Here is a 21484-nt window from a genome sequence, read left to right on the forward strand (position 1 = left end):
ATGAGGTTGCCGGAGTTTTAATTAACAATAATGGTTGATAAAATTAACATTAATATCAAAAAAACTCTGTTGGCCTTTATCGTCTGTTTAGTCGCTATTCCGCTGGCTCGTTTTATTTCACCGCAAACGGTTATTGATGGCAATCTTATTTATATTGCCTGGCTGCCAATCAGCGTAATGTTTTCTGTTATTTTTATCTTTGGTCGCTATGCGATTGCGCCATTAATTCTCGCATTTGCCATTACCAATAGCCTGATAATTAAATTAACGCTACCGCAGGCATTTATCTTACTCTTTTGTCAGCTGTTTGCGGTGTTCGTCTCCTGCGCTATTCTAAGACTGTTGGTGGGTAAGCGCTGGCGCTGTGGTCCAACGGCGAAACATATGGGGGCGCGTATCTTCTGGGGCGGGTTCTTCGCGCCGGTGCTGCTGAAAATCACCATGTACCTCGCCGGACAATATTTTGCGTTTCCCCTATCTATTACCAGCTATTTTGGTAGTATGCCGTTGATTTACACCGTAATAGATATTCAAAGTTTAATCAGCGCAGCATTAATTTTTACCACCTTTTTATATTATCCAATGCGGATGATTATCAATCCACGCTACGCTCGACGATTCTGGCGGCAGGAATGTTTACCGTGGCTGGCAACAAAATATCGTTCCTTTACGCTATATTGGTTTATTGCGCTGGCGGTGATATTAACGCTATTGTGTGCGCCGTATCAGTCTGAATTTATTGCCGGTTATTTAGTTCCGGTGATTTTTATCGTCTACTTTATCGGGATTAGCCGGATTGGTCATGCGCTGCTGCGTATTTCATGGTCGGTTTCGGCTTTTTTACTGGTGGTGTATAACAAAAACTTTCTCCAGGGCGTCCAAAGCGAGTATTCATTATCCTTTGTGCTCTCAGTGTTAATCTCCTTTACTATCTGTTTGTTTTATATGGCAGACACCTATGCCCGCAGCGATCGTAATAAACGCCGCTGGCGTAGTCAGGCGGAAGAAGATCCGCTGACTGGCTTGCCTAACCTGCGCGCGCTGGAGAGCCATTTACAAAGCTGTCCGCAGCAGGTTATCTGCAGCCTGCGTATTCATAATCTCGACTTTCTCAGCAGGCATTATGGCCTGATGATGGGGGTGGACTGTAAACGGCAGATTATTCGGGCGCTGCAACCGCTGCTGGGGGCGGCGGATAAAGTTTTCCAGGTGCCGGGCAGCGAACTGATCCTCGTGCTTGACGGACCGGAACCCTCATCCCGTTTGCACCATATGGTCGCGGTTCTCAACCACAAAAAATTCAGCTGGCACAATCAGCCGCTGGATCTGGAGTTTGGCGCGGCCTGGGGCCGCGACGACGGTCAGCGCGAGGGACTTCACCAGATGCTGGGTCAGCTAAGCTGGCTTTCCGAACAGGCGGGCAGCGAACGTCGGGTGCTGGCGCTGGATGAGGAGCAGGAGCTGGTGGTGGATCAAACCACCGAGCAGGTGCGCCTCCTCATGCGCGTCAAGCAGGTGCTCAAAGAGCGGGCGCTCATGCTCTATGCGCAACCGATTCAGAACAGGGAAGGGGAGGGATATCATGAGATCCTCACCCGGATGCGCTGTGGCGATAGCGTCATTATGCCCGATCAGTTTATCCCGTTGATTGTGCAGTTTAACCTCAGCCAACGTTTCGACATGCTGGTGCTGGAGACCTTGTTCAGCGTGCTTCATCAGCACGCTGGCCAGCGATTCTCGGTCAATCTGCTGCCTGCAACCCTGATGCAAAAGGATAGCGCCGCGCAGATTATCGCGCTGTTTCAACGCTATGCGGTCTCACCAGACCTTATCACTATTGAAGTCACTGAAGAGCAGGCCTTTTCCAATGCCGACATCAGCCGGCAAAATCTTGAAGCGCTGCGCGCGTTTGGCTGCGCCATCGCCATTGATGACTTTGGCACCGGATATGCGAACTATGAACGACTGAAGCATCTGCAGGCCGATATCATCAAGATTGACGGCTGCTTCGTCCGCGACATCCTCACTGACCCGCTGGACGCCATTATGGTGAAATCGATTGTCGAGATGGCGCGGGCGAAACGGATGAGCGTGGTGGCGGAATATGTCGAAAGCGAACCGCAAAAAGCGCGCTTGCTGGAGCTGGGGGTGAATTATCTGCAGGGCTACCTGGTGGGCAAGCCCCAGCCGCTGGGCGAATGACGGGTAAAAAAAAGCCGGGCATCGCCCGGCTCAGATGACTGGCGCCTGTTACAGAACCAGAGCCGCAATAGAAGCAGACAGGACGCTGACCAGCGTGGAGCCGTAAACCAGCTTCAGACCGAAGCGAGAAACCACGTTGCCCTGTTCTTCGTTCAGACCTTTGATCGCCCCGGCGATGATGCCGATAGACGAGAAGTTGGCGAAGGAGACCAGGAAGATGGAGATAATGCCTTCCGCGCGCGGGGAGAGCGTCGAGGCGATTTTCTGCAGATCCATCATGGCGACGAATTCATTGGAGACCAGCTTGGTAGCCATAATACTGCCCACCTGCAGCGCTTCGCTTGCCGGCACGCCCATCACCCAGGCGACCGGGTAGAAGATATAGCCAAGGATCCCCTGGAAGGAGATGCTGTAGCCGAACCAGCCGGTCACAGTGGCGAACAGGGCGTTCAGCGCGGAGATCAGCGCGATGAAGCCGATCAGCATCGCCGCCACGATAATCGCGACTTTAAAGCCCGCCAGAATGTACTCGCCCAGCATCTCGAAGAAGCTTTGACCTTCGTGCAGATTCGACATCTGCAGATTTTCTTCACTCTCTTCCACACGGTACGGGTTAATCAACGACAGAACGATAAAGGTGCTGAACATGTTGAGCACCAGCGCCGCGACGACGTACTTCGGCTGCAGCATGGTCATGTATGCGCCGACGATGGACATCGATACGGTGGACATCGCGGTCGCCGCCATGGTGTACATACGGTTGCGCGACATTTTGCCGAGAATATCTTTATAGGCAATAAAGTTTTCCGACTGGCCGAGGATCAGCGAGCTGACGGCGTTGAAGGACTCCAGCTTGCCCATGCCGTTGATTTTCGACAGCACGGTACCGATGGCGCGAATAACAATCGGCAGGATGCGAATATGCTGCAAAATACCGATCAACGCGGAAATGAAGACGATAGGGCACAGAACCTTAAGGAAGAAGAAGGCCAGACCTTTGTCGTTCATGCTGCCGAACACGAAGTTTGTCCCTTCGTTGGCAAAGCCGAGAAGTTTTTCAAACATCTCGGAGAAGCCTTTCACAAAACCCAGACCAATATCGGAGTTCAGGAAGAACCAGGCCAGCAGGACTTCAATGACAAGCAGTTGAACAACATAACGAATACGGATCTTTTTACGGTCATGACTGACCAACAGGGCCAGTATAGCCACCACAACGATCGCGAGGACAAAATGCAAGACGCGGTCCATAGTTGCTCCAAATATGAGGCAGGTTAAATTTCCGTGCACATTCTATGCAACGGCTTTAAAGAAAACGAGATCAATTGCACACTATTGCAAGGAACTGTGACCAATGGCAAAAATAGTGATCAAACATCCACTTTTGTTATGTTACGTAAAGGTTTTAAAAGTTGCATTCTTGTACTACTCTTAATAGCGGGCGCGATCGGGTTTACTGACGCCCGTTTTTCATTTCCGGCCAGCAATTGTTCCCTCCTATCACAGCAATCATTATCTCCATTCTAAATGAACTTGATAATCATTCGCATTTTGATAGCATGAAACATAGCAAAGGCTATATTTCCAGAGGCAGAAGATGACTAGCAGTCGCGTTGAGAATAGCAGTAGTCGCGCCGCGCGCAAGGTGAAGCTCGCCTTAATGGGGCCAGCTTTCGTCGCTGCCATTGGCTATATCGATCCGGGTAATTTCGCCACGAATATTCAGGCTGGCGCCAGCTTTGGCTATCAGCTGCTGTGGGTGGTGGTATGGGCCAACCTGATGGCAATGCTGATCCAGGTGCTCTCTGCCAAACTCGGCATTGCCACCGGTAAAAACCTGGCCGAGCAGATCCGCGACCATTACCCGCGCCCGGTAGTGTGGTTTTACTGGGTGCAGGCGGAAATCATCGCCATGGCCACCGACCTGGCCGAATTTATCGGCGCTGCGATTGGCTTTAAGCTGGTGCTGGGCGTATCGCTTCTGCAAGGGGCGGTGCTGACCGGGGTGGCGACCTTCCTGATCCTGATGCTGCAGCGGCGCGGACAAAAACCGCTGGAGAAGGTGATTGGCGGCTTGCTGCTGTTTGTAGCCGTCGCCTATGTCGTTGAGTTGATCTTTTCCCAGCCCGCGCTGGCTCCCCTGACCAAAGGGCTGGCGATCCCTACGCTGCCCAACGGCGAGGCGGTATTCTTAGCCGCCGGGGTGCTGGGGGCCACCATTATGCCGCACGTGATCTACTTACACTCCTCGCTTACCCAGCACCTGCACGGCGGGACGCGAAAAGAGCGCTATAACGCGACCCGCTGGGATGTGGCGATCGCCATGACCATTGCCGGGTTCGTCAACCTGGCGATGATGGCGACCGCCGCGGCGGCATTCCATTTCAATGGCCATACCGGCGTCGCCGATCTTGATCAGGCTTACAGAACGCTGGAGCCGCTGCTGAGCCATGCGGCGGCGACCATCTTTGGCCTCAGCCTGGTCGCTGCAGGTTTATCATCGACGGTGGTGGGGACTCTCGCAGGTCAGGTGGTCATGCAGGGCTTCATTCGCTTTCATATTCCGCTGTGGTTTCGCCGGGCGGTCACCATGCTGCCGTCGTTTGTCGTTATTCTGCTGGGGCTGGATCCAACGCGCATCCTGGTGATGAGTCAGGTGTTGCTGAGCTTTGGTATTGCGCTTGCCCTAGTACCGCTGCTGATATTTACCAGCAATGCAAAGCTAATGGGAGACTTGGTGAATACCCGCTGGGTGAGAGGCATCGGCTGGGCGATAGTCGCGATTGTGGTGAGCCTGAACGGCTGGTTAATTGTGGGATCGTTGCTCGGGGTGGATTAATGGCCTCCTGATGCGGAATAAAGCGAAGGGGAGCCGATGGGCTCCCCTTTCGTCTGTTAGTGATGGCCATGTCCATGACCGTGACCGCGCCCGCCGGGACCACGTCCCCAGCCGCCGCGGCGATCGTCGCGGTCGCTCCAGCCCGCGCGATAGCCGCGCTCCCAGGCTTTATCTCTGCCTTTGTACCAGCCTTTGTGCCAGCCGTTGTCATGACGATGCCAACGGTTATCACGCCATTCATAGTGACGACGCCAGTAATCACGGTCGCGCCAGCTGCCACCGTCCCAGTAGTTACCGTAATTGTCACGATCGCCAATTTGTAATTTTATCGATGGCAACAGGGTGATTTCACCAGCGTTAGCGACTAATGGCGCTGCGGCCAGCAGTACTGCTGCCAGAATCAGTGACCTGAACATACTCTTCTCCTTCACGATCGGGGCCCTAAGCGGCCTGTTAACGTGATATTACGGGCCGGTAAAGACCTATCGCATCGGACGAACTCCGAAAGCACAGAAAAGAGCACTTTTTGCTAAAGTAACATTTGCTTTACAGCGCCAGGATGGCATCAATCGCGGCGCACTCTTCGGCGCTGAAATGACGATGTTTCAGCATTCCGACAGCGTCATCCAGCTGGGCGGTTTTGCTGGCGCCGATCAGTACGGAGGTGACTTTCTCCTCACGCAGCACCCAGGCCAGCGCCATCTGCGACAGCTTCTGCCCGCGTGCTTCCGCCAGCGTATTCAGCTGACGAATTTTTTCTAATCTGGCGCTGGTCAGCTGCTCCGGCTGCAGAAAACGACTGCTGCTGGCGGCACGTGAGTCTGCCGGAATGCCGTTGAGATAGCGGTCGGTGAGCTGTCCGCCGGCCAGCGGTGAAAACGCTATACTTCCCACCCCTTCCGTCTGCAAAAAATCCAGCAGCCCCTCTTCCACGCCGCGTTCAAACATGGAGTAGCGGGGCTGGTGAATGACGCAGGGGGTGCCGAGATCGTTAAGGATCTTCACCGCCTCCCGCGCCTGGGCCAGCGGATAGTTGGAGATGCCGACGTACAGCGCTTTACCCTGGCGGACAAGGTGATCAAGCGCGCGCATCGTTTCCGTCAGCGGTGTTTCCGGGTCCGGGCGGTGATGATAAAAAATATCGACATATTCCAGCCCCATGCGCTGCAGGCTCTGGTTAAGGCTGGCCACCAGATATTTGCGTGAACCCCAGTCGCCGTAAGGGCCGTCCCACATTGTGTAGCCCGCCTTGGTGGAGATGATCAACTCATCGCGATAGGGCAGGAGCGCCTCTTTGAGGATGCGGCCAAAATTGCTCTCCGCCGAGCCCGGCGGCGGCCCATAGTTGTTGGCCAGGTCGAAATGGGTAATGCCGAGGTCAAATGCGTGCTGGAGCATCTGCCGGCTGGTTTCCACCCGCGTTTCATCGCCAAAATTATGCCACAGACCGAGAGAAATTGCCGGCAGCTGAAGGCCGCTGCGGCCGCAGCGACGATAGGCCATCGTTTGATATCGCGTGGTACTTGCCTGGTAAACCATTCTTCCTCCGCAGATAAAACAGGGTGTGTATACGTTTACACTAATCAATGTTCTGCGTGGAGTACATCGCTTTTTCGGCGTAATTATTGCTTTACACCGCCTTTATCACCCCCTTTCTGGACAGGCGGATCGCTTATTCAATACTCAAATTACACCTGCGCCAAAATGAGGAAAATGGATATGCAACCGACTTACACTATTGGGGATTATCTGCTGGATCGCCTCGTCGACTGCGGTATTGACCGCTTGTTCGGCGTGCCGGGAGATTACAACTTACAGTTTCTCGACCGGGTCATTGCGCACAATGCGTTGGGGTGGGTCGGCTGCGCCAACGAGCTCAATGCGGCCTATGCTGCTGACGGTTATGCACGCATTAAGGGAGCCGGTGCGTTACTAACAACCTACGGCGTCGGCGAACTGAGCGCCCTGAACGGCGTGGCGGGCAGCTATGCGGAGCATATTCCGGTATTACATATCGTCGGCGCGCCCTCCACTGGCGCTCAGCAGCGCGGCGAACTGCTGCATCACACCCTGGGCGACGGCGATTTCCGCCATTTTGCGCGGATGAGCGAGCAGATCACCTGTAGCCAGGCGCTGCTGACCGCCGGCAACGCCTGCCATGAGATCGACCGTGTTCTGCGCGATATGCTGACGCATCATCGGCCTGGCTATCTGATGCTGCCGGCCGATGTCGCCAGAGCGGCAGCGATTGCCCCAGCGCAGCGCTTGCTGGTGGAGGCCGCTCCGGCGGATGAAAACCAGCTCGCCGGATTCTGCGAGCATGCCAGCCGCCTGCTGCGGGGCAGTCGACGCATCTCCCTGCTGGCGGACTTCCTCGCGCAACGCTATGGCCTGCAAAACACGCTCCGGGAATGGGTAGCGAAAACCCCCGTCGCCCACGCCACCATGCTAATGGGCAAGGGGCTGTTCGATGAGCAGCAGAGAGGTTTTGTCGGCACCTACAGCGGTATCGCCAGCGCGCCGCAGACCCGGGAGGCCATCGAAAACGCCGACACCATCATCTGCATCGGCACGCGCTTCACCGACACCATCACCGCGGGATTCACCCAGCATCTGGCGCGGGATAAGACGATAGAGATCCAGCCCTTCGCGGTCAGGGTGGGCGATCACTGGTTCAGCGGCGTGCCGATGGATCAGGCACTGGCTGCGCTGATGACCCTTTCCGCACCGCTGGCGGCGGAGTGGGCTGCGCCTCAGGTCGTGGCGCCGGAAGTGGAGGAGGGGGCCGACGGCGAACTCACGCAGAAAAATTTCTGGGCGACGGTGCAGGGGGGGCTGCGTCCCGGCGATATTATTCTCGCCGACCAGGGGACGGCCGCCTTCGGCATTGCCGCGCTGAAGCTGCCGTCAGAGGCGTCGCTGATCGTCCAGCCGCTGTGGGGCTCGATTGGTTTTACCCTCCCGGCCGCCTATGGCGCGCAAACCGCGGCGGCAGAGCGGCGGGTGGTGCTGATCGTCGGCGATGGCGCCGCCCAGCTGACGATTCAGGAGATGGGCTCTATGCTGCGCGATAAGCAAAAGCCGCTTATTCTGCTGCTGAATAACGAAGGGTATACCGTGGAGCGGGCGATTCACGGCCCGGAGCAGCGCTACAATGACATTGCCCTGTGGGACTGGCGACGCCTGCCGGAAGCCTTCGCCCCGGACGTTGCCTCGCGCTGCTGGCGGGTTACGCACACCGATGAGCTACGGGAGGCGATGGCGGAGAGCATCACCTCCGATACGCTCACCCTGGTGGAAGTGATGCTGCCGAAAATGGATATCCCCGATTTCCTGCGCGCGGTGACGCAGGCGCTGGAGGAACGAAACAGCCGCGTTTAGTCGGTATGGTGTCTGGCAATCATCAAGGGCCTCCCGGCCAGCAGCAGCCAGGCCGGGAGCATCACAATGCACAGCAGCGGCAGCAGCGTGGTGTCCGGCACCACCACGGCGGCCATAAACAGGCTCAGCCAGCCGTCGCGGGTGACGACCAGCACCATGCCGAGGATCGCGCAGGAGACGGTGATCGCCGCCGGCACGGCGTCCACGTGGGCATGCAGCATCAGCCCCAGCGCCACGCCGACGAAGACCGCGGGGAAAATCCGCCCGCCGCGAAAGCCGCAGGCCGAGGCGAGAACCAGCGCAGCCAGTTTAACCAGCGCGATGAGCAGATAATCCGAGGCTGTCAGCGTCTGGCTGAAGGCCAGCTGCTGCATCTCATCCAGCCCCTTAAACAACGTTAAATGTCCGCCAATGGTCCCGAGGATCCCTAACAGCAAGCCGCCGAGGCCCAGCGTCAGGATCGGGTTTTTCAGGCGGTGCATCAGCGTGTGCAGGCGCGGCAGACACCAGACGGCGACCATACCGACGGCGATAGCGATCAGGGCGACGATCATGCCGCTGATAATATCGACGAAGTGCATCTGGCTATAGTGTGGGAGCGGCAGCGTGAAGTGGGGGTGGAAAAACAGCCCGGTCGTCAGCGCGCCCGCGGCGGCGGCAAGCATCGGGGCAAACAGACGATCCCATAGCGGCGACTCGTTGCTGCTGTTGAGGGTTTGCGAAAAAATCAGCGCGGCGGCCACCGGGGTGCCGAAGAGGGCGCCGATGGTGCCTGAGGCCGCGAGAATGGTCCAGTCAAGAGAGCTGACCCGCGGGAACAGTCGGGAGCCGACGGCGACGGCCAGCGCAATATTCACCACCATAATCGGATGCTCCGGGCCGAGGCTGACGCCGCCGGCGAGGCCAAGGATCAGCGCCGCCAGCAGCCCGGGCAGCGCGCCGGTGGCAATGGGCGCGCCGATTAACGACTCGGTCGCCGGGTCCGGCCCGGCATGCCCCGGGCTGTAACGGACGACCAGGCCCACCGCGATCCCCGTCGCCGTGAGAATGGCGATGATCCACAGCGGGTTCTCGGCGCTTACTCCAAACTGCACAGGCAGATTGCTCCACAGGATGCGCTGCAGCAACGCGGCAATCTTCATCGCGCCGATCAGGATCAGACTGGAGGCGATGCCAATCAGGATTGCCGGCACCGACAGGATCAGCATTGTTCTGGCGCGAGGATGGAGCATGACAATGTCCTTGTTAAAGTTCAGGAGCACTACTTTGCCTTTGTCGGCGGGGACCGTCGATGCAAATGGTGCTGAAACGATAAAGTTAAGGCGGCGTCTGATACCCGTGGCCTCGTTAATAGGCTACTTTGCATTGATTACAAACTAAATGTGACCTGTGTCGCTAAACAAGGGGCGTCCGCGAGTTGGACGTTGTTGTTAAGCCGCCATGAATTTACAGTGTGCCAAAAGATTTATTTTGACTTTAGCGGAGCCGTAACGGAATGACAAAATTTGCTTTAGTAGGAGATGTCGGGGGGACCAACGCCCGCCTGGCGCTGTGTGATCTGGCGAGCGGAGAGATCTCTCGTGCAAAGACCTATTCCGGGCTCGATTACCCCAGTCTGGAGGCGGTGGTGCGCGTCTATCTCGAGGAGCATCAGGTGACGGTCAGCGAAGGCTGTATCGCTATCGCCTGCCCGATCACCGGCGACTGGGTGGCGATGACCAACCATACCTGGGCCTTCTCCATCGCCGAGATGAAGCGCAACCTTGGCTTTGCGCACCTGGAGATTATCAACGATTTCACCGCCGTTTCAATGGCCATCCCGATGCTGAAAGCCGAGCACCTGATTCAGTTCGGCGGCAGCGCGCCGGTAGCCGGCAAACCGATCGCCGTTTATGGCGCCGGAACCGGGCTGGGCGTAGCCCATCTGGTACACGTTGATAAGCGCTGGGTCAGCCTGCCGGGCGAAGGCGGCCATGTCGATTTTGCGCCGAACAGCGAAGAAGAGGGCATTATTCTGGAAGAGCTGCGCGCTGAGCTGGGGCATGTCTCCGCAGAACGCGTCCTCTCCGGTCCTGGTCTGGTCAACCTTTATCGCGCGATAGTCAAATCGGATGGTCGACTGCCGGAGAACCTGCAGCCGCGTGAGGTCACCGAGCGGGCGCTGGCGGATAGCTGCACCGACTGTCGCCGGGCGCTGTCGCTGTTCTGCGTCATTATGGGGCGCTTCGGTGGAAACCTGGCGCTGACCCTGGGGACGTTTGGCGGCGTCTATATCGCTGGCGGCATCGTGCCGCGCTTCCTGGAGTTCTTTAAAGCCTCCGGCTTCCGCGGCGGTTTTGAGGACAAAGGCCGTTTTAAAGCCTATGTCCAGGATATCCCGGTTTACCTGATCGTGCATGACAACCCAGGCCTGCTGGGCTCCGGCGCGCATCTGCGTCAGACGCTGGGTCAGGTGCTGTAAGCGCATTCCTCCCGGGCTACTGTCGTAGCCCCGCCGTCTACAGATTCATCAGCTGGCGAAACTCTTTCACTTTACTGCGACTGACCGGAACCTGAAACTCCAGGTCGCGCAGGCGTAGCACATAGGTATTGTTAAACCACGGCTCAATTTCCCGAATTTTGCTGAGATTCACACAGTACGAGCGGTGACAGCGAAAGAAATGTGCGGTGGGCAGTTTGCTGCAGAATTCAGTAATGTTCATCGGCATGACGAATGACTCCCGGCGAGTGTAGACGAAGGTCATCTTCTCGTGCGCCTCGGCATAATAGATATCATGAATGCTGGTGACGATGATCCGCTCATCTTTTATCAGATTGATGGTGTCGTTTTCCCGAGGCGCCACGCTGGTTAACCCGGAAGCGGCGTTATTCTGCTGCTGCCAGGCGGCGGTCAGCTTCTGCAGCATATTGATGATGCGCGACTCCTGGTAGGGCTTCAGAATGTAGTCAAACGCCTCCAGCTCAAAGGCTTCCACGGCGTGTTCTTTCCACGCGGTGATAAAGACGATAAAAGGCTTATGGGCGAACTGGCTGATGTTCTGCGCCAGCAGAACGCCGTCCAGCGATGGAATATTGATATCGAGAAAGATGGCGTCGACCTTGTTGTGCTGGAGAAATTTCAGCACGTCCAGTCCGTCGTCAAAGCTGCCGACGATCTCCATCTGGCTGTGGGTGTTGATAAGCCAGGAGAGTTCCTGTTGGGCCAGAAACTCATCCTCCACAATGATAACTTTCATCTTTTCTCCGCTCATGACAACAGAGACTCCGTCAGCGCCTGCGGCGTAGAGTGATTGGGGACATAAAAAGCGATCTCCGTTCCTGGCGTCAGGGTGCGGATATGCAGCCCCTCGCCATAGAGAAGTTTCACCCGATGATGAACGTTGAGCAGGCCGATTTTGTTACCCGGCATTTCATCGGCTTCCACGCGGGCGACCACGGCGGGATCGATGCCGTTGCCGGTGTCGCGAACGCTGATGCGAACCCGATTACCGCACTCATTGATGCCGATCGTCACCACGCCTTTCCCTTTACACGGCTGAATGCCGTGCACAATGGCATTTTCCACCAGAGGCTGGATAAGCAGGCTTGGGATCACGCAGCTGACGTCGTCGTCAATATCATAGATAACCGTCAGTTTGTCGCCGAATCGCGCCTGTTCAATGGCGATGTAATCTTTGATCTGATACAGCTCTCGTTTGATATCAATCTGCTCATCGTCTTTTAATTCGATGTTATAGCGCAGATAGCGCGACAGATTAAAAATGAGCTGGCGCGCGGTGTCCGGATTAAGGCGAATCGAGGAGGAGATCGCGTTCAGGGCATTGAATAAAAAGTGCGGGTTAATCTTGCTTTGCAGAGCGCGCAGCTCCGCTTTGTTGGCCATCTCCCGCAGCTGTTCGGCGCGGGAAACCTCCAGCTGGGTGGAGATGATTTGTGACAGGCCTATCGCCATCTCCTGCAGCGTCGAGGTGATGCGATGGGCGTGGCAGTAATAGATTTTTAGCGTACCGGTGACCACCCCTTTTTCCCACAGCGGAATGACCATCAAGGAGTGGATCTCCGGCGTGCGGTGGGCTTCATCATTGTTTTTAATAATGATTTTTCCATAACGGATGGCCTGTCGGGTGGTGGGACTGATGACATCGTTATGATGTTGATAGTTGGCTTCACCGACGCCCACGTAGGCCAGCACGTGTTCCGTATTGGTGATCGCCACCGCGTCGGCGGTAATGTCGCGGCGGATAATGTCGCAAACCTGGCGCAGAGAATCGCTGTTGACCTGACGGAACAGCGGCAGGGTTTTGTTGGCAATGTCGAGCGCCAGTTTCGCCTGCCGCGCGGCGCTGGCCTCCTTTTCCCCTTCCACGCTCTGCACCAGCAGCACGATAAAACCGATGCAGACGCTGCCGAGGATCATCGGGATACCAATTTTCGAAACAATATCCACGCCGAGGCTGAGGGAAGGGGCCCAGATCACCACCAGGATCATGGTCAGAGTCTCACAGACCATTCCGGCCAGAATGCCGATTTTCCAGCGTTGATCGCGGGCCACTTTGCGGTTAATCAACCCCGACAGCAGGCCGGCGATGATGCTGGTGATAAAGCAGGGCACGGCGGTCACCCCGTCAATATCAATCAGATAGCGGTGCACACCGGCAATCACCCCGACAATGGCCCCCACCCAGGGACCAAACAGGATCCCGCCGGACATCACGGCGATGATGCGCACGTTTACCAGCGATCCTTCCACCGGCACACCGGACCAGGTACTGAAGAGCGCGAACAGCGAGAAAATGGCGGTGACAGCCAGCAGCTCTTTCGGCGTATGCGCCGACTTATGCAACAGTTCGCGGAACAGGCGCAGGCGAATGAGAAAAAACAGGCAAATAAGCATCAGGGCCGCACGATCATAGACCGCCAGCATCATAGTAAAGATTTCGTGCATGGGTGCGCCGCGTCAGTGGCCAGAAAAGGACATGATAAAAAACCTGACGACAGAAGACCAGCCGCAGAAAAATAATGAGGAAAAGGCGCACTTTTAAAAGGGGATTGAGGGGTGGGAAGGCGATGTACCGCCAGACGCCAGAAGAAACGATAAATACCCGTGATAGAAAAGATATCAATATGTTACCACTTGCAGACAAAACGGTATTCATCCCGCAGCGTACTGCCGTATTTAGCGCAGACGATACCCGTTTTTAACGCCAGTGATTATTTTTCGTCAGGGCACTCGACAACGTGATTTTTTTCAGGTTATTTTCTAAACGAGCCGCAACAGCGGCAGCGTCGCTCGGACGGTCCGGGCGCTAACGTTAATCAGAGGAACCTATGGCTGAATCCAGTCCTGAACGCCGTTTTACGCGTATCGATCGTCTCCCCCCGTACGTTTTTAATATTACTGCCGAACTGAAAATGGCTGCGCGCCGGCGCGGCGAAGATATTATCGATTTCAGTATGGGCAATCCCGATGGCGCGACGCCGCCGCATATCGTGGAAAAACTCTGCACCGTCGCCCAGCGGCCTGACACCCATGGTTACTCTACCTCGCGGGGGATCCCACGCCTGCGTCGCGCTATTTCGCGCTGGTATGAAGAACGCTATAACGTCGATATCGATCCGGAATCGGAAGCGATCGTCACCATTGGTTCGAAAGAGGGGCTGGCGCACCTGATGCTGGCGACGCTGGATCATGGCGACACCGTGCTGGTGCCGAACCCCAGCTACCCGATCCATATCTACGGCGCGGTGATTGCCGGGGCGCAGGTGCGCTCGGTGCCGCTGGTGGAAGGGGTGGATTTCTTTAACGAACTGGAACGCGCCATCCGCGAGAGCTATCCGAAGCCGAAGATGATGATCCTTGGCTTTCCCTCGAATCCGACCGCGCAGTGCGTCGAGCTGGATTTCTTTGAAAAGGTTGTCGCCCTGGCGAAGCAGTATGACATCCTGGTCGTCCACGATCTGGCCTATGCCGATATCGTGTATGACGGCTGGAAAGCGCCCTCCATCATGCAGGTGCCCGGCGCACGCGATGTCGCCGTCGAGTTCTTTACCCTGTCGAAAAGCTATAACATGGCCGGCTGGCGCATTGGCTTTATGGTCGGTAATAAGACCCTGGTGAACGCCCTTGCCCGCATCAAAAGCTACCATGACTACGGCACGTTTACGCCGCTGCAGGTGGCGGCGATCGCTGCCCTGGAGGGCGATCAGCAATGCGTGCGGGATATCGCTGAACAGTATAAGCGCCGCCGCGATGTGCTGGTGAAAGGGCTCCATGAGGCCGGCTGGATGGTGGAGTGTCCGAAAGCGTCCATGTACGTCTGGGCGAAAATTCCGGAACCTTATGCCGACATGGGCTCGCTGGAGTTCGCGAAAAAGCTGCTTAACGAAGCGAAGGTTTGCGTTTCTCCGGGGATTGGCTTTGGCGATTATGGCGATACCCATGTCCGCTTCGCGCTGATCGAGAACCGGGACCGGACGCGTCAGGCGATCCGCGGCATTAAGGCGATGTTCCGCGCGGATGGCTTGCTGCCCGTCGCGAGCTAGCGCTTCGGCGAATACGCTATAACAAAAACGGGAGCCTCTGGGCTCCCGTTTTTTTTGACACCGCTGCAGTCTAGATCATCAGGGCAAAAGTACCGGCCCAAACGATGACCATAAAAGAGAGGCCCATAAAGAAGTATTTCACGACTCATCACTCCACGCGCTTATGCGACGTTCAAATGAATTAATTGTTCTGTTTTTCAAGGGCTGTCGCTGGTGAAATCTCACCCTGCGGCAGCTCGCAATTCTGTGCGTTAAGTGCTCCAGATGGCGCTAATGTACGCCTAAAAAATCAGGGAAACAAGAGGCATTTTTTTATTAATTTTTAGTTACTTACGAGTGTCGTGATTCGGCGACACATTAATTTCGCCCGGTAATAAATTTAGCGCCAGCGACGCTGCGAAAACGGGTTTCTCATCAGGGCGATTAGCGGGGCTAGTCAGGCTTGGCGCGCGGCATTCACGTTGCCACGCGCCACCGGTTTAATGCAGATCAGAGGCGCGCTGTCGCCACTCGGCAGGGTAGTGTGCCGGGATAAAGCGCAGCGTGATCGCCATGAGTAACAGGACACAGAGCGCATGCCAGGACCAGTCAAGGGTGTAGTTCCCGCTCAGGCTACGCAGGAGGCCGGAAAGCCAGGGCGACAGGCCGGCGATAATAAATCCGATACCCTGCATAAAGGCTACCAGCCGGCCGGCCACCGTCGGTTGTCCGGCGTGATCGAGGGCCAGCACCAGGCACAGGGGAAACGCGCCGCCCAGACCGACGCCGCAGGCGAGAGCCCAGAGCGCGGAGAAGTGCTGCGGCAGCCAGATGAAGCCGCAGAAGCCAATCAGCTGGAGCGCCAGAGCAAACAGCAGAAGCTGGCGCCGGTCATCCTGGCGAGCCAGCGCCGGCAGCAGCAGCGCGCCCGCGGTTTGCCCAACCGTCAGCAACGCCAGCAGCGAGCCGCTGTACTGGGCGCTGTCGCCAAGCTGCATATAATAGGGCGGCAGCCAGGCGATCAGACTGGCGTAGCCGGCATTGATCAGTCCGAAATAGAGCCCCAGCGTCCAGGCGCGGCGCTGGCCAATAATCGCTACCCGGGGGGCGGCGCTGGTCTGATGCGGAGCACGGGGCAGGTGCCGGCAAATCGCCAGCCAGCTGAGCAGGGCGAGGAGGGCGGGGAGCGCCCACCAGGCCAGCGCATCCCGCCAGGCTGTGCTGTGCGACGCCAGCCACGGCGTTAACGCTGCGCCTAACCCGCCGCCGCCCATTAGCGCGGCTGACCATAGCCCCATCACCAGCGGCGTCCGTCGGGCGAATAAGCGCTTAATCACCGCCGGGATGGCAGCCTGGATGATGCCGATGCCAACGCCTCCTGCCAGGGCGCTGGTGAGCAGTAGGCCGCTATTCGGGGCGATTTCCCGCAACAGGGCGCCCGCCGCGATAATCAGCAGGCTTAGCGCAATGCTACGGTTTTGACCGACATGACGATCGACCCAGCCGCCGGCCAGCGCCAGCACGCCCATCGCTACCACCGGCAGGGCGGTCAGTAGCGCGGCCAGGGTATAGCTCATCCCGCTGGCGGCGCGGATCTCCGGAAGCAAAGGGCCGATGGAGGTGAGCAGCGGCCGCATATTTATGCCGATCAGCACCAGGATCCCCAGCGTCAGATTCTGTCGCAACACGGCTTTCATGGCTGCTGTTCCGCCCACCGCTGATAAACTGCCAGCCCCTCCGGCTGGGGGCGATGATGGATCGGCAACGTCTGCTGCGCCAGCGGCTGCTGCAACTGCTGATAAATCGCGGCGGTAGATAGCTGAAAAGGCTCTCCGTCCTGATTGCTGTTGGCGAAAAATACTTCCCGCACGCCGGTTAGATAGAGTGCGCTAAGACACATCGGACAAGGCTGTCCGCTGGCGTAAATAACGCATTCGCGCAGAACTTCGCTTCCCAGCCTGGCGGCAATATCGCGAACAGCATTCAGTTCGGCATGCGCCGTTGGGTCGCCGCTTAGATGAAAGGTGTTGACGGCTTCGGCGACAACCTCTTTATGGCGCACCATCACGGCGCCAAAGGGGCGACCACCGTGGGTTGTGTTGTGTTTTGCCAGCGCTAAGGCGCGCTGGAGATAGCGATCGTGAGCGGACATAGTCACTCCTGCATAAGATGATGTTCAAGGTAAAAGAGGCAACGGGTCGTGCGTAGAGGGTACGTAACTTGTTTCATAAGTTAAAAGACTTATTTATGATGAACCCTAGTTGAATTACTTATAGGTAAGCGGATGCTCCTGCGCCATCTTTCCTACTTTATCGCTGTGGCAGAACACCGTGGCTTTACCCGCGCCGCCGCGGCGCTGCACGTCTCCCAGCCGGCGCTGTCACAGCAGATCCGCCAGCTGGAAGCCATGCTGGAGGTTCAGCTTTTCGACCGCTCTGGCCGTTATATCCGGTTAACCGATGCCGGAGAGATCTGGCTGGAGTATGCCCGCCGGGCGTTACGCGATCTTGAGGAGGGGCGGCGCGCTCTGCATGACGCTGAGGATCTGCAGCGCGGCAAACTCCGCATTGCCATGACGCCGACCTTCACCACCTATATGCTGGGACCGCTGGTGGAAAACTACTATCGACGCTACCCCGGCGTGAAATTGCTGATCCAGGAGATGAACCAGGAGCGCATGGAAATGATGTTGCTGCAGGATGAACTGGATGTCGGCATCGCCTTTGACGACAGTCGTTCCCCGGATATTGTCGTTCAGCCGCTGCTGACGGAAACCCTCGCGCTGGTGGTGAGCCGCACGCATCCTCTGGCCAGAGAGAACGCGCTCAGGCTGCAGGCGCTCGACGCGCAGCCGCTGATTTTACTGAGCAGCGAGTTTGCCACCCGGGAGCAGATCGATCGTTATTGTCGTCGTCATCGGCTCGAACCTGACGTGCAGATGGAGGCCAACTCTATCGGCGCCGTTCTGTCGGTCATTCGGCGAACGCCCCTTGCGACACTGCTGCCGGCGGCTATCGCCGGGCAGTATGATGATGTGGTGGCGATTGAGCTGGAACCCGCGCTGCTGCAGCGAACGGCCTGTTTGCTCCAGCGCAGGGATGCGTGGCAGAGCGCCGCGGTACGCGAATTTATCGCCCTGGCGCGGGAGATTGCGCTAACGCTTGAGCAGGAAAACCGCCTGCCTCCTGCCTGAAGGCGTGCGTCGCTCGACGGCGAGCCAGGATTAACGGTGGGCTGCGTTGCTGGTGTCGGCCTCGTCGGGCAGGGCATTCTCTCTAAGCATGACTTCCTCCTTCAGCCTTTCCAGCACGTGATGAAAGAGCTGGGTCTTGTCAGGCTCAGCCATTTGCTGCAATTTCACATTAAATAAACTATGGGACAGAATAAGATCGTGGATAAATTCCAGCAGTACCTCACTTTGCGGAAGTGAGGTTAATTCCTGATGGGTATAACCGGTTTGTTGCCGTAGCGGATTTTTTGTGACATCCATCGGTCGGGCGCTAATGCTATGGGCAAATATTTTCTCAATTGCCTGACTGGTAATATAGAGCCGATTCAATGACAGGATGGGGTTTTCGGCTTCCTGCGGAATGAAGTGACAATAAACAAACGGTTTCTCAGGCAGCATCATGCTGAACCTGTTTTCACGATGAATATCGTTAGGCGCCTCCAGCAACGCCATTAAATTCCGGCTGTGCGGATGCCAGAGTCCTGAAGCTGTGACCTTGACGTTGAACTGCGTGACGGTATTCCCGCTCTGGGTTTCCATGACGGGAATATCGCCATCAATCCGCAAAATGCTATGGATATGGGAGTGTGGCGACCAGTAAGTTTCCAGCGTCTCAGATGAATTGAGTGGATTAAATGTGTTGGTTACCTCTTTTTCCTGATGAGAAAGGACGGCGAGTTTTAGTGTTCCCCGCGTCGGGTTAAGCTTCAGGCATAGATTGATCGCACCGATATCATGCCAGTGAAGAATGTCTTCAATTTCACAGTTTAATAATTTTTGCGCCCGGGAAAGGGAACAATACTCCATTGGCGGTAAATTATTTAATTTCCAGATATTCCGTTCTGTTATATTCATAAGGATTGTTTATTGCAGAAAAATAGCGGTCGGTATTAGCAATGAAAATCTGATGGTCATGTGCTTTTTTTTGTTAACGTCGCTGGTCTGATTGATGAAATTCATTCATGTTGAGAATATTATATCAATAAGATGATTATTCTTATTGTTACGTCTGTCATTCACTTGATTGTGTAATACTATCATTTATTTCGCTCGAGAAAAATAGTTTGCTTAGCGCCTGAATACAACACTTTTTTTGTTTTTTTATTAACGACCTCGACGAGAGGGAACGCATCATGAAGAGAATGTGGATCTTGAGATCAATGCCTGGACGACAGGGATAACGCAAACGGATGCTCGCGGAATCCGTTTGCGGCGGCCAAGCTTAACGGGTTACAGAGGGATAGCGATCTCCTGGCTGCGCGATGGCATACCAGGCCATCATCTCCGCGGTACCCGGCTGACCTTCTGCTGGCGCCCAGTCCATAGTGTCGATTTCAGCAAGCGGTTGATAAGCGCCTTGTTTGACTTCAAATACCATTCCACCAGCGTCGAGTGAGAGCACCGTATGCCAGGTGCCAGGCTCCATTTCCAGCGCCGTGCAGGTTTCACCCAGCACCACCCGGTTAGTGATCGCGCCATGATCATCAAAATTTAGCACCACAAAGCGACCTTTCAGCGGCAGCAAAAGTTCAAAGGTATGTCGGTGCCGGTGCGGGCGGATATAGGTGCCGGGTTCCATAGCGATAGCCAGACGCTGCACCGGGTCGCTCAGCTCAGGGTGAAAATTGCGATGGGCACGTAAGCGCGGGGAACTGGCCGCCGCTTCGCTCTGCTGCTGCATATCGCTAAGGGTGATCTGTTTCATATCAACGCCTGGCTCCTTTGTTGTCCAGAGAGTGTTGCATCGGCTGGGCGGCAGGTTGACGACCAGGCCACGCGATATTGTACGCATAAAGCGTGTTGCTGTCGGTTAATTGTCGAGGCTATAGAGTGCAGGAGGGCTTCTGCCAGGCAACCACGCAATTCCTACCTGCTTTTTTTGCCTGGTACAGGGCGCCGTCGGCACGGTTAAGTCATTCATTCTATACCGTTTTAGGATCCTCCGTTGTGGCAAGACCGATACTGATCGTAACGCTTTAGGCCAGTTTAACCCTGCTGCTGACGTCGCCTGGGTTGATAATGGTCTGGCGGGTCCGCTCGGCGATGAGTTGCGCCTTCTGTTGGCCCACGTCAGACAGTAATAGCGCAAATTCCTCGCCGCCTGTTCTGGCCACAATATCATCTCTGCGAACCTGATCCTGAAGTACCCCGGCCACATACTGAATAACAAGATCTCCCTGAAAGTGACCATATTTGTCATTGATGCGCTTGAAATGATCGATGTCGCATAACAATTTAGACAATGGTTTTGCACAGAGACCCGTTGCATTTTTTTATCAGCACAAGGTAAAAATAACGGCGGTTATACAGCTGCGTCAGATAATCACGAATCGAGTTCTGATAGGCATTCTCATATTTATTGTTGGATAATTGATAAAGATTAAACGCATTAAGGAAAATAATGATAATAAAGATCAGAGTGCCCAGCGTTTCGAAAAGCCTCGCTTTATAACCTGTGTTCTCGCTAGCGACATCTGCGGTTGTTAAGAAAGAGAAGGTTAAGATATAAACGAAGTAGTAAAAATAGATTCCTGTCCAGAATATATTTCTGAAGCGGGTTAATGCCATCGTCGTGAAAAAAAAGAACGTCCATATGTAAGCCATTATATTACTGGCTAAGCGAATCGTTGGTTCATACAGGTGGATTGAGGAAAATCCAACAATCAGGACGATAGCTAAGGTCAGGCTTACACAGGCAAAGGTAATAATAATGTGATTATGGGAGGCCAGCAGGCGATGCGAACGAAACTTGAATACTAATGCCGCGGTGATGATTTAGGTGAGTGTTAACGCGTTGCGGTAAAAATAGATGAGTCTGATGGCCTGTTCATTAGGTCATACCTGTCAGGGCAAGAAAACTATGTTTTTATGATCCTGAATATCAATATTTTGAATGTCTGTCGGGAGTGAGCAGTATGCTTTTCGTGCGGTCGCTGCTGACGATGTCATTACGTTTTACAACTCGTCTTTTCCTGTGAGTTGTTCATTTTAGTCACAAAATTATAACTGGTGTTTTCCTCTTTTTAAAAAGAGGAATGGCGCCACGGGTTTATATCTATAAATAAATCACTTTGTGCGTTAACAGGAAGGGGGCATTGATGATCAGGTCGGTACCACCTTGAGTAGACTGTCTACAGGAGCTGCAGAAAAACCATCAAAAGTCGGCGTGGATCCGACATAAAGCAGGAGGGTTATGGTGTCCCCTGCAGGAATCGAACCTGCAACTAGCCCTTAGGAGGGGCTCGTTATATCCATTTAACTAAGGGGACAAGGCGGCACGAGTATAGCGTTTTTCGCCCGCCTGAGTAAGA

20 protein-coding genes and 1 tRNA gene are annotated in these 21484 nt (G+C 55.5%); 7 read left to right on the plus strand and 14 right to left on the minus strand.

The window, feature by feature from the left end; all coding sequences use genetic code 11:
- Positions 1 to 30: 30 nt before the first annotated feature.
- Positions 31 to 2202: an EAL domain-containing protein gene (locus tag MKR05_RS16860; RefSeq protein ID WP_238875211.1), complete on the plus strand. Its 2172-nt coding sequence runs from the start codon at positions 31 to 33 to the stop codon at positions 2200 to 2202.
- 48 nt (positions 2203 to 2250) lie between these two features.
- On the opposite strand, the gene nupC is transcribed toward MKR05_RS16860, so the two are convergent.
- A complete protein-coding gene (gene nupC / locus MKR05_RS16865; protein WP_012540950.1) occupies positions 2251 to 3453 on the minus strand; it encodes a nucleoside permease NupC in 1203 nt (400 codons plus the stop codon).
- Between the two features lie 346 nt (positions 3454 to 3799).
- Between nupC and MKR05_RS16870 the strand changes: the two genes are divergently transcribed.
- Positions 3800 to 5041 carry an Nramp family divalent metal transporter gene (locus tag MKR05_RS16870; protein WP_004202021.1) on the plus strand — a complete coding sequence of 414 codons (1242 nt, stop codon included), beginning with the start codon at positions 3800 to 3802 and terminating at the stop codon, positions 5039 to 5041.
- A gap of 56 nt (positions 5042 to 5097) precedes the next feature.
- Here the strand turns inward: MKR05_RS16870 and MKR05_RS16875 are convergent, their stop codons facing one another.
- Positions 5098 to 5457 (minus strand): DUF2502 domain-containing protein, encoded by a 360-nt coding sequence (locus MKR05_RS16875; protein WP_023290584.1) that lies wholly within the window; start codon positions 5455 to 5457, stop codon positions 5098 to 5100.
- 130 nt (positions 5458 to 5587) lie between these two features.
- On the minus strand, positions 5588 to 6580 hold the full coding sequence (gene mgrA / locus MKR05_RS16880) for an L-glyceraldehyde 3-phosphate reductase (protein WP_023290583.1): 993 nt from the start codon (positions 6578 to 6580) through the stop codon (positions 5588 to 5590).
- Between the two features lie 180 nt (positions 6581 to 6760).
- On the opposite strand from mgrA, the gene MKR05_RS16885 reads away from it, so the two are divergent.
- Complete coding sequence (locus MKR05_RS16885; RefSeq protein ID WP_044524300.1) at positions 6761 to 8422, plus strand: alpha-keto acid decarboxylase family protein; 1662 nt, start codon at positions 6761 to 6763, stop codon at positions 8420 to 8422.
- On the opposite strand, the gene MKR05_RS16890 is transcribed toward MKR05_RS16885, so the two are convergent.
- Entirely contained in the window at positions 8419 to 9654 is a 1236-nt protein-coding gene (locus MKR05_RS16890; protein WP_023290581.1) for an ion channel protein, read from the minus strand. The genes MKR05_RS16885 and MKR05_RS16890 overlap by 4 nt on opposite strands.
- 263 nt (positions 9655 to 9917) lie before the next feature.
- Here MKR05_RS16890 and glk point away from each other — a divergent pair, with 263 nt between their 5' ends.
- On the plus strand, positions 9918 to 10883 hold the full coding sequence (glk, locus tag MKR05_RS16895; RefSeq protein ID WP_004202027.1) for a glucokinase: 966 nt from the start codon (positions 9918 to 9920) through the stop codon (positions 10881 to 10883).
- Between the two features lie 37 nt (positions 10884 to 10920).
- On the opposite strand, the gene MKR05_RS16900 is transcribed toward glk, so the two are convergent.
- Positions 10921 to 11658 (minus strand): LytTR family DNA-binding domain-containing protein, encoded by a 738-nt coding sequence (locus tag MKR05_RS16900; RefSeq protein WP_023290580.1) that lies wholly within the window; start codon positions 11656 to 11658, stop codon positions 10921 to 10923.
- Positions 11659 to 11669: 11 nt separating this feature from the next.
- Positions 11670 to 13367 carry a sensor histidine kinase gene (locus MKR05_RS16905; RefSeq protein WP_023290579.1) on the minus strand — a complete coding sequence of 566 codons (1698 nt, stop codon included), beginning with the start codon at positions 13365 to 13367 and terminating at the stop codon, positions 11670 to 11672.
- Here MKR05_RS16905 and MKR05_RS16910 point away from each other — a divergent pair.
- Positions 13366 to 13464, plus strand: coding sequence for a hypothetical protein (locus MKR05_RS16910; RefSeq protein ID WP_032428955.1), 99 nt, complete (start codon positions 13366 to 13368; stop codon positions 13462 to 13464). The genes MKR05_RS16905 and MKR05_RS16910 overlap by 2 nt on opposite strands.
- 286 nt (positions 13465 to 13750) lie before the next feature.
- Positions 13751 to 14965, plus strand: a complete 1215-nt coding sequence (gene alaC, locus MKR05_RS16915) for an alanine transaminase (protein ID WP_044524299.1) — start codon at positions 13751 to 13753, stop codon at positions 14963 to 14965.
- Positions 14966 to 15035: 70 nt separating this feature from the next.
- Here alaC and ypdK read toward each other — a convergent pair whose 3' ends face one another.
- The 3 genes from ypdK to MKR05_RS16930 all read right to left on the minus strand — a co-directional run bounded on the left by ypdK (position 15036) and on the right by MKR05_RS16930 (position 17096).
- Positions 15036 to 15107, minus strand: coding sequence for a membrane protein YpdK (gene ypdK, locus MKR05_RS16920; protein WP_099119320.1), 72 nt, complete (start codon positions 15105 to 15107; stop codon positions 15036 to 15038).
- 337 nt (positions 15108 to 15444) lie between these two features.
- Positions 15445 to 16641 carry a CynX/NimT family MFS transporter gene (locus MKR05_RS16925; protein WP_044524297.1) on the minus strand — a complete coding sequence of 399 codons (1197 nt, stop codon included), beginning with the start codon at positions 16639 to 16641 and terminating at the stop codon, positions 15445 to 15447.
- Positions 16638 to 17096 (minus strand): nucleoside deaminase, encoded by a 459-nt coding sequence (locus MKR05_RS16930; protein ID WP_101989142.1) that lies wholly within the window; start codon positions 17094 to 17096, stop codon positions 16638 to 16640. The genes MKR05_RS16925 and MKR05_RS16930 overlap by 4 nt, the downstream gene beginning before the upstream one ends.
- Positions 17097 to 17228: 132 nt before the next feature.
- On the opposite strand from MKR05_RS16930, the gene cynR reads away from it, so the two are divergent.
- Positions 17229 to 18137 carry a transcriptional regulator CynR gene (cynR, locus tag MKR05_RS16935; protein ID WP_101989141.1) on the plus strand — a complete coding sequence of 303 codons (909 nt, stop codon included), beginning with the start codon at positions 17229 to 17231 and terminating at the stop codon, positions 18135 to 18137.
- 30 nt (positions 18138 to 18167) lie between these two features.
- Here cynR and MKR05_RS16940 read toward each other — a convergent pair whose 3' ends face one another.
- The 5 genes from MKR05_RS16940 to MKR05_RS16955 all read right to left on the minus strand — a co-directional run bounded on the left by MKR05_RS16940 (position 18168) and on the right by MKR05_RS16955 (position 21442).
- The gene (locus tag MKR05_RS16940) at positions 18168 to 19028 is read right to left on the minus strand and encodes a hypothetical protein (RefSeq protein ID WP_064155275.1); all 861 of its coding nucleotides are present in this window, start codon (positions 19026 to 19028) and stop codon (positions 18168 to 18170) included.
- A gap of 367 nt (positions 19029 to 19395) precedes the next feature.
- Positions 19396 to 19878: a WbuC family cupin fold metalloprotein gene (locus tag MKR05_RS16945; RefSeq protein WP_023290574.1), complete on the minus strand. Its 483-nt coding sequence runs from the start codon at positions 19876 to 19878 to the stop codon at positions 19396 to 19398.
- A 271-nt stretch (positions 19879 to 20149) separates the two neighbouring features.
- The gene (locus MKR05_RS16950) at positions 20150 to 20416 is read right to left on the minus strand and encodes a GGDEF domain-containing protein (protein ID WP_049013216.1); all 267 of its coding nucleotides are present in this window, start codon (positions 20414 to 20416) and stop codon (positions 20150 to 20152) included.
- Complete coding sequence (locus tag MKR05_RS27060; RefSeq protein WP_077258865.1) at positions 20409 to 20948, minus strand: MASE4 domain-containing protein; 540 nt, start codon at positions 20946 to 20948, stop codon at positions 20409 to 20411. Before MKR05_RS27060 ends, MKR05_RS16950 begins: the two co-directional genes overlap by 8 nt.
- A gap of 419 nt (positions 20949 to 21367) precedes the next feature.
- Positions 21368 to 21442 (minus strand) — tRNA-Arg (locus MKR05_RS16955).
- Positions 21443 to 21484: the final 42 nt, after the last annotated feature.

It is taken from the genome of Klebsiella sp. K5-204 (assembly GCF_030128585.1).
In the GTDB taxonomy this organism is placed as follows: Bacteria; Pseudomonadota; Gammaproteobacteria; order Enterobacterales; family Enterobacteriaceae; genus Klebsiella; species Klebsiella quasipneumoniae.

What these genes read in the sequence shown, in the direction of transcription:
- mgrA (WP_023290583.1), bottom strand. Translation starts at nt 6,580, where the DNA reads ATGGTTTACCAGGCAAGTACCACGCGATATCAAACGATGGCCTATCGT.
- cynR (WP_101989141.1), top strand. Translation starts at nt 17,229, where the DNA reads ATGCTCCTGCGCCATCTTTCCTACTTTATCGCTGTGGCAGAACACCGT.
- nupC (WP_012540950.1), bottom strand. Translation starts at nt 3,453, where the DNA reads ATGGACCGCGTCTTGCATTTTGTCCTCGCGATCGTTGTGGTGGCTATA.
- MKR05_RS16890 (WP_023290581.1), bottom strand. Translation starts at nt 9,654, where the DNA reads ATGCTCCATCCTCGCGCCAGAACAATGCTGATCCTGTCGGTGCCGGCA.
- MKR05_RS16940 (WP_064155275.1), bottom strand. Translation starts at nt 19,028, where the DNA reads ATGAATATAACAGAACGGAATATCTGGAAATTAAATAATTTACCGCCA.
- MKR05_RS16885 (WP_044524300.1), top strand. Translation starts at nt 6,761, where the DNA reads ATGCAACCGACTTACACTATTGGGGATTATCTGCTGGATCGCCTCGTC.
- MKR05_RS16905 (WP_023290579.1), bottom strand. Translation starts at nt 13,367, where the DNA reads ATGCACGAAATCTTTACTATGATGCTGGCGGTCTATGATCGTGCGGCC.
- MKR05_RS16910 (WP_032428955.1), top strand. Translation starts at nt 13,366, where the DNA reads ATGGGTGCGCCGCGTCAGTGGCCAGAAAAGGACATGATAAAAAACCTG.
- MKR05_RS16900 (WP_023290580.1), bottom strand. Translation starts at nt 11,658, where the DNA reads ATGAAAGTTATCATTGTGGAGGATGAGTTTCTGGCCCAACAGGAACTC.
- MKR05_RS16925 (WP_044524297.1), bottom strand. Translation starts at nt 16,641, where the DNA reads ATGAAAGCCGTGTTGCGACAGAATCTGACGCTGGGGATCCTGGTGCTG.
- MKR05_RS16860 (WP_238875211.1), top strand. Translation starts at nt 31, where the DNA reads ATGGTTGATAAAATTAACATTAATATCAAAAAAACTCTGTTGGCCTTT.
- MKR05_RS16870 (WP_004202021.1), top strand. Translation starts at nt 3,800, where the DNA reads ATGACTAGCAGTCGCGTTGAGAATAGCAGTAGTCGCGCCGCGCGCAAG.
- glk (WP_004202027.1), top strand. Translation starts at nt 9,918, where the DNA reads ATGACAAAATTTGCTTTAGTAGGAGATGTCGGGGGGACCAACGCCCGC.
- MKR05_RS16875 (WP_023290584.1), bottom strand. Translation starts at nt 5,457, where the DNA reads ATGTTCAGGTCACTGATTCTGGCAGCAGTACTGCTGGCCGCAGCGCCA.
- MKR05_RS16945 (WP_023290574.1), bottom strand. Translation starts at nt 19,878, where the DNA reads ATGAAACAGATCACCCTTAGCGATATGCAGCAGCAGAGCGAAGCGGCG.
- MKR05_RS16930 (WP_101989142.1), bottom strand. Translation starts at nt 17,096, where the DNA reads ATGTCCGCTCACGATCGCTATCTCCAGCGCGCCTTAGCGCTGGCAAAA.
- alaC (WP_044524299.1), top strand. Translation starts at nt 13,751, where the DNA reads ATGGCTGAATCCAGTCCTGAACGCCGTTTTACGCGTATCGATCGTCTC.